Origin of the sequence: Cecembia lonarensis LW9 (assembly GCF_000298295.1) — a bacterium.
GTDB lineage: Bacteria > Bacteroidota > Bacteroidia > Cytophagales > Cyclobacteriaceae > Cecembia > Cecembia lonarensis.
In genome coordinates, this window is record NZ_AMGM01000209.1 from 1 (window position 1) to 1,038 (window position 1,038).

At 40.4% G+C, this 1,038-nt stretch carries 1 protein-coding gene; it reads right to left on the reverse strand.

Annotated features, from left to right (window positions below):
• Nucleotides 1–4 precede the first annotated feature (4 nt).
• Nucleotides 5–931, reverse strand: a complete 927-nt coding sequence (locus tag B879_RS20890; protein ID WP_009187204.1) for an IS1595 family transposase — start codon at nt 929–931, stop codon at nt 5–7.
• Nucleotides 932–1,038 lie beyond the last annotated feature (107 nt).

Here is a 1,038-nt window from a genome sequence, read left to right on the forward strand (position 1 = left end):
CTGACTATTCGGAATGTTGCACGTATGGATAAATTGCCGCAACAATTAATCTGTTGAACAACTTTTCTCCAAAATACCTTCTATTGAGCTTATACACAAACTCATTGAGGTAATTCTGAAGATACTTTTCACTTACCATGTGATAGATTCCCAGCAGATTCCTTTTTAAGTTACTTATTGCCACATGGACCCAGTTAAGAGCTCCTTTTGTAGAGTCTGGGGAGGACTTTATCTTGATGTGCTCTTCCACCAATCTTTCGAGGTTTACATATGCAGTGTTTTTATCAGTAAACAGAACTGTTTCTGGATCTATTGATTCTTCTACAAATTGCTCCACAGTTTCTTTGGTCACATCAGTTAGTACTTTCATTTTAAAAAAACCACAATGACGGCTCCTCTTACCTGTAGTTGGATCCTCCAATGGCGTCGATTCTGAAGCGACTGCAACAATTGCCTGCTTTTGGCTCCCCTTCCCTCGCTTCAGACGTTCCTGAACCTCTTTTCTTGTTGCTTTTTCCACATATGCCTCATCATATTCCACCATTCCTTTGAGTAGATACAGATCATCCCGCTTTCCCATTAAAGCTCTGATCTTGTGCATGAGGTTGAACGCAGTCTCATACCTTTTAAGTCCCAACTGTCTCTGGAATTCTAGGCAGGAAAAGCCTTTCTTGGTGGCCGACATCAACAGAAAGGCGGTGAACCAGGTCTGCAATGAAAGATTGCTCGATTCCATTACAGTCCCTGCCTTAAGGGAAGTCCTCCTTCTACATATGCTGCACTCAAAAAACTTCTTTCCACTAAACCAGTACTGTTTTGAGAAGCTTTTACAAGTTTTACAATAAATCCCGGTGTTCTCACGGTAGGTTTTCAAGAAATCCTCACAGCTTTCCTCGCTTGGGAAATAGTTTACAAATTCTAAGATGTTCATGGTTTTGTGTATTTTTAACCAAGAAACACCAATTACACCAACTAGGAAAATTATTGACACAAATTGACAAACTATAGTTGGCTCCGTGTATGATTCCGAAGAGTCAG